The 7087-nt window shown below is 36.1% G+C and carries 3 protein-coding genes; all 3 read right to left on the bottom strand.

Annotated features, from left to right (window positions below):
* Positions 1 to 645 precede the first annotated feature (645 nt).
* Positions 646 to 3417 (bottom strand): PD-(D/E)XK nuclease family protein, encoded by a 2772-nt coding sequence (locus tag HMPREF9420_RS01370; RefSeq protein ID WP_007133598.1) that lies wholly within the window; start codon positions 3415 to 3417, stop codon positions 646 to 648.
* A complete protein-coding gene (locus HMPREF9420_RS01365; RefSeq protein WP_007133597.1) occupies positions 3417 to 6644 on the bottom strand; it encodes a UvrD-helicase domain-containing protein in 3228 nt (1075 codons plus the stop codon). The genes HMPREF9420_RS01370 and HMPREF9420_RS01365 overlap by 1 nt, the downstream gene beginning before the upstream one ends.
* Positions 6644 to 7087, bottom strand: a 444-nt coding sequence (locus tag HMPREF9420_RS14505) for a DUF5686 family protein (RefSeq protein WP_007133596.1), incomplete at its 5' end; no start/stop codon positions are given. The genes HMPREF9420_RS01365 and HMPREF9420_RS14505, both read right to left, overlap by 1 nt.

The following is a 7087-nucleotide window of genomic DNA, read 5'->3' as shown; positions in this document are numbered from 1 at the left end:
CCATAAAGAGCAATTAACCTACGCTCATTTCCAATAAATTACACTCTTTTCGTAACTTCAGACTGCAAAATTACGAAATTAAGTTGAATTGTACGAGTATATATTCAATTATTTGTGTAAAAACTAAACTTGTTTTATAGCGAATCTTAACCTGTTGGTAATTCCTTTTGGAGTGGATATCTTGCATTTTATTCTTTTATATGATAGGAATCGCTTTCATAATACACGATTAATCTATGAAAATGTAAAATAAATAATCTGTTTTTTTGTATGGATTGATATGTGTATTTGCTTATAAGAAAATGTTATTTTTTGCTCAATAAGGCAACTTTTGTAGTGGATGATAAACTGATAATTTACATGTTATAAACTATTGATTATTATTTTATTACTTATATTATATAAATTTTCACTTTAATTTTAGTTGTATCGCATTATGTTTGCAGTCATTTTATCTCGCAATATGTATGATTTTACACGATAAAATGACATACTTTATATGATAATATGTGTCACTTCTCTTCATAAAGAGCCGTTAACACTATATCGGTTATTAGCAACGTGTGATGGTCTTTGATGGCCTTCATACAATACGTTGCATACCGACACAATGTTAAGTTATGCTATGTATCTTCTATTTTCTAATTATCCGCATATTTCCCGATAAGGACAATATTGACATCTCTTTGTATTTTCCGTTGGATTAAAAGCTATATCAGGATTAAAAATGTCCTCAATGAGTTCCTTCAACTTGGTTAAGAAGTCTTCTGTATATATCGAAACGTCTGTAATGATGTCTTTACCGAACTTTAGAATTGGTGTATAATCATCGCCTGTTGCATGTTGAATAAATAGTAAGGAAGGGCTAACAGGAAGATGATTTGGATTAAGATTGCGGTTATTATATAGCATAATCGAGTAGAGTAGCGCTTGGAGATAGTAGTCAGAATGGCTCTCTATCTTTTCTGGATTAAAGATATCGTCTACACTTTTAATGCTTGTCTTATCATTACTCCCTGTTTTATAGTCGACCACTCGGATGCAGGTACTTCCATTTTCGTCGATTTTGTCAATGCGATCAATGTTTCCAAACAGACTAATTTGTTTCAAACCTTCTTGCGTATTGATGTCAAAAGGCATCTCAATAGGCTTTTCCAAGCCAAGTATTGAGAATGGAGTAAGCTTCTGATCTATAGCTAACAGTCTCTTTATATATTCGATAATTACCTGTCGATTGATAATTTGCAATCCATTATAGGTAATATTTTTATCATCTTTGACATTGAAAAGCTTTTCTCTGAACGCCTCTTCTATGATACGAGGCAATAGCGATTTATCTTTCAGTGCATTAATAATATCTTGCTTTTGCACTACATCTTTGTTACATTTGCTTTCATAAAACAACTCAGCTGCACGGTGAAAGATGTTACCAAAGATGCGGTTATCTATTTCATCTTCTTCGTTATCAGGTTCCTTTATGCCTGCAATATATCTATAGTAAAACCTCATTTGACAACGCAAATAAGTAGTAATTGCGGTAGGAGAGAGCCGATCTGTCTGATAGATATTGCGCATAACCTCTTGGTTTTTCACGATAGGTTTCTTGATACTTTGCAATGGATTTTGAGATGCATTGAGGTTCTTAAAATGAATATTCTGTCCACTTTCAACCATCAATTGCAGCATAAAGCGACTCATTTCGCCTGTTGCTGTCTTACTTGCTGCTTTATTATAGGTTAATGTTATATCCGTTGCACGTTGCAGAAGGCTATGAAAATAATAGGCATAAATAGCTACTTTATTATCAATTGTTGTTAATCCAAAAGCCTTTCTTACAGCATACGGGATGAAAGATGTGTCGTTTACTCCTTTGGGCATATTGCCTTCATTGCACGAAAGCACAAGAACGTGGTCGAAATCAAGGTTGCGTGTTTCAAGAACTCCCATGATTTGCAGTCCTACAATAGGTTCTCCATGGAAAGGAACTGATGTTGATGAAATCAACTGATTAATGAGTTTATTATATATATTAAAATCTGCCACAAGATCACCACATGCAATCAATGCATCTAATCGATTGAAAAGCGTGTAGGTTCTGAATATAGATTCATGAACAAGCGGAGCATCTTCACCCTCGGCTGTATAGTTTTTACCAATTTCCTGGAGTATATCTACAATCCAAGCATTGACAGATGGCACGTCAGCATAATGCTTCCCAAAGATTCTTTCATTGTCTTTCACGTAATTCATATACACATGTTGTTGAAGCATTGTGCACCATTTACGACTGAAAGACTTTCGCTTTGTATTGTATCCCATGGTTTGAAGCATGACAAGTAGTCGCACAAAGGAGGCTATTGGCGTATGTTGCAAGGGATAACCTGTAGTGATATTGACATATTTTAGATTTGGACTGAGACAATGAATAACAGTAGGTAAGAGGTTTTCATCAGCCAAAACAATAGCTGTTCTACGTCCTGCTGCGACACGTTTTGGGTCTTTTAGCCATGTACTTATATAGCGTGCTTGAATATTTTCGGTTGTAGCACTGAGATAAGTAATATCTTTTGGTCTTTCGAAGTTACAATAAATTGCTTTATCAGTAGTATCGAGTTCATTCGGAAAATACTTCAAATATTGTCGTATATATGTGCCTGCTTCATGTTTGAGTCCATGCTTTTCACTCATGAAGTAGTCATCAAAATCCCAGTAAAACTTTGCTTTTCCTTGCTTCAGTAGACGCTCACAAAGCTTTTGTTCAACAGTCTGCATCATATTGAAACCTACGAAAATATAGATGTCGCTATGGAAATCAAGCTGTTCTTTCCCTACAACCTCTCGATAAAGTGCACCTTCATAGGCCAAGCCTTGTTGTGAAAGACGCTCATTAAACTTTGTATATATCTCTTCAAAGTTACTCCATAGGTTTATAAATCGTTCTTTTAGTTTTGATGTTATGTCTTCTGTGAAGTTGGCAAAGAACTTCTTTAACAGCTCTTTTTGCTCATCATTGAGGTATGAAGCGTCGTCAAATTCATGAATGTCTTTTATGCTTTTGAATATCAAATGAGCATCGCCCATATTCTTATCTATGTCATCATAGTCGGCCAAAAGCACCTGTCCCCAACCATAAAAGTGGTCAAGAGTCTCGTCACTCCCTGTACATTCGTTGAAAATCTTATGTAAATCGCATATCAGTTTAATTTGATCGCCCACTGATTTGCTTGAATGTGCACGGAAAAGTTCACTGATTGTGAGATAATTTGGGCTCCATAATGGTTTATTTGATAGGCGAACAAGTTCTTCATTAAGGAATAAAGAGGCACGCTTGTTTGGGAAAATGATGGTGATACGCGAGAGATCTGTTCCGTATTTATGCAGAATGTCCTCGGCAACATATTGTAAGAAGCTTTTCATTATAGTTTAATCATTTTATTTGAGAATAGATACCATAAGTAACCTGTAATATTTTTATATCCCATTTCACTTAGTAAGTTCATGTATTCTTTTACTTGTGATTGGTGCTCTTCTTTGGGAACACCAAACTTATAGTCAACAACAATCATCTCATTTCCATCAAACATGACACGATCAGGACGTCGTTCTTCTACCTTATCCGTAAGAGTATTGAGCTTAAGTATACTGCACTCGTTGAACAATGTCCATTGATTAGAGTACCAAGAAGCTACACGTGGGTCGTTTAAACGGTCTGTAATCAGTTTGTGAAGTCGGTCTTGTGTGATAATCTTATCATACAAAATACCTTCTGCTTCCAAATCATTTAATGCCTTATTAACATCATCTTTTGTCTTGATTGTAGAGAATACAGCATGTAAAACACTGCCAAGTTTAATATAACTCTGCCTTTTTGTGCTTTCTTCATCACTGGCATTGTCGTCTGAAACAAATTCTTTACTCTTGTTACTTTGCTTGAACTCAACGATATTCTCATAATTATCAATTGCAATTTCAATATCTTCTGCAGTTTGTTCAAATATGTTCTTGGTCGCTTTTTTAACGCGATTATTGACAAGAGAAGATTCATTTCCGTAGGTAAACAGAATTTCTTCGTCTTTTTCTTTCGTAGCGTCGTACTCTGCATTTAGTTGATTTGCAACTGCGCCTAAACTGTTTTCAATCACCCAAGAGCGTCCTTGTCCTTTGTCACCTCGCTTGCCATAAACGTATAATCCACGCCCAGCACGGGTAAAAGTGACGTAAAGGAGGTTGAGATTATCAACGATATTGAGGAAATGTTCATGCGCGTAATCTTTTTCATAGATAGAGTTTTTCATTAGCTTGCGACTGAACGACACTGGAACTATAGGCAAAGCATTAAATGGTTCTACGTCAGGTTCGCACCAGATTACGTCCCTTTTTTCAAGTTCCCAGTTACAAAAAGGCACGATAACATGGTCAAATTCCAACCCTTTACTCTTGTGAATGGTATATAAAGAAATACCTTTTTTGCTGCTACTTTGAATTGAACACTTGTGTATATTGTCTGTCCATTGTTCTAAAAATCCATGTAAATCGGGGATCCCATCTTGCATATATTCATTTAGTTTATCGTAAAACGCACATATATATGCCGTTTGTCCCGAGAGTTTTTGAAGCTCAAAGATACGATAAATCTCTTCTGCCATGTCAATTAATGATAGTCCTCGCAAGTGGTTTTCTTGGTTGAAGAATTGTGGAGGAAGACAATCTTTTAATGATTTGTCCTTTAACAATATATTATTGTCAGTCAAATTGTTATCCTTAATTGCTTTAATGTAAAGCTTAGTTAGGGCGGCTTGTGCAATATCATCATTAGGATTGTTCAACACCTTCATTGCATTGATGATGATATTCACGGCTTGTGAAGCATCAAGATGAAACGCTTCTTCGGAAATAAGATGTACCTCCGGCTTGTTTTTCATGAAGTATTCTCCAATCCTTTCTATGTCGGAATTGTATCTAACGATAATCGCTATATCATTTTCTCTAACACCATTATCAAGGAGATGCTGCACCTTATCTGCTATTTTCTTATGAGTTTCCTCTTCATATTCAGGGGTGTTAGGTAGTAATTCGACTTCAACAATACCTACTTCTTTCTTATCTGAGGGAATATCTTGTGTCACATCTGCGTATGCTTTTTGTAGTAATTCAGCCTCATCGCCGATATCTTGTTTTAATTGTTCATATTCTTGACGGACCGCTTCTTGAAAAAAAGTGTTGTTAAATGTGATGATATTTCTTTCTGAACGACGATTAACTTGCAATGGTTTAATAGTTATTTCGTGCTCTTTAAATTGTCCCTCAATGTCATTTAGAAGTCTCCAATCACCTGATCTCCATCGATATATACTCTGTTTCACGTCACCAACGATAAGGTTATTACTATCATGACTCATCGTTTCGAGTAACAACACCTTGAAATTCTCCCATTGTACCGAACCTGTATCTTGGAATTCATCAATCATAATGTTGTGTAATTGTGCACCAATCTTTTCAAAAATGAACGGCGAATCATTCTCTCCAATCATCGACTTTAATAAAGTTTGGGTATCACTAAGCATAAAGCGGTTGAGCTCTAAATTCAATTCTTCGACTTTATCGCCTATACTATCAAGCAATCTCAACTGATTTATATGCTTCAATGTCAGTGAAACACTTTTAAATAAGCGGCTTTGCAGCTTTCGTTTCCTTTCAGTTGTGATCAATATTTCTTGTAAAGTACTGCACACTAAGTCATAGATTGGTTCGCCAACTATAGCTTTCTTTTTTACAACCCATTTTTCAGGATTCTCCGAAGCCCCTTGAGCTGTTGAATTAAACACCCTTTCATCATCTGTAAAATCCCCAGATTGAAGCTTTAAAAAGTATCCACATACGCCCGAAGCCCCTTTAGAAAAATCGGTAATATCAAAGCCATTATCGGCTATGCACTTGAAAAAGGCGTCACCACATGCTTTCATCTGTTCTTCAGCGTGTTTGCTAATAGCGCGCAATTGACCTGTATATTGCTTGAAAAAGTCATTATCTTCAAAGACCTCTTTAATCTTTTGACGATTCTTTTTATAGTAGTCTTTGAGAATATTTCTACCGAATTGTTTAATTTGTGCAATGACATTCCACGACTTATCGTCGTCAATATTCTCTTGAATATAATCCAAAATCCAAGACAATAAGAGTGAAGAGTCGTTGAGATCTTCTATGAGTTGGTCTACTGCTTGTTGTTCAACTTGTTCGTCATTCAGCTCTATTCTCAAGTTGGCTGTAAGCTCAAGTTCGCGTGCTAAATTTCTTAATACAGTCTGAAAAAAGGCATCTATTGTTTCCACTCGAAAGTAGCTGTAGTGATGAATGAGTTCACGCAGTGCGTAACCAGCATTGGCAATGATGGTCTTTTCGTCTAATCCACTTAGTTGTTTGACACATTCCAAGTATGGTTTACTTTCATTTAGCCCAACAGAGATGCCATATAATTGACTAAGTATTCTCATTTTCATCTCTTCTGTAGCCTTATTTGTAAAGGTGACAGCAAGAGTATGTCGATAGGCTTGAGGGTTTTCGACCAACAATGTGATATATTGCACGGCAAGGGTAAAGGTCTTTCCCGAGCCAGCGCTTGCTCTATATACAGTTAAAGTGTTCATTACCAGTGTCTAAATAGTTCAAAACCAAATTTACATCCAAATTCTTTTATCTTACCACTATCGTTACTTAAGAACATTCCCATAGAGAAAAGGCGAGTTGTAAAGCCATAACCTATCTCTATATAAGGGTGACAATTCCTCGAACTCAGTACGCTTGCGTAGATTCGTTCCATTTCTATAAAGTGCCCAACCCAAGGTAAGTGTGATATTGTTAATAACGGACTTTCATACGTTATGTTGCCCCGAGCATACCAACGGGATTCATTATATTTATTAGAATTAAGCAGTTCAAACTCTCCACTCCAATCATCATTCCACCCACCAGGTACATGATTCTCCCTAAAGTTTGTATAATCAAGGAAAAAAGTGTGTCCACTTTGCAGTGTATATCCACCAAAGCCGAGTCTCATTTGAAGGCTTTTAAGTTGCCTAAGCTTTAGTTT

The sequence above is a fragment of the Segatella salivae DSM 15606 genome, from assembly GCF_000185845.1.
In the GTDB taxonomy this organism is placed as follows: domain Bacteria; phylum Bacteroidota; class Bacteroidia; order Bacteroidales; family Bacteroidaceae; genus Prevotella; species Prevotella salivae.
Note: the sequence above shows the minus strand (reverse complement) of the source record. Positions and strands in the feature narration are given on the sequence as shown.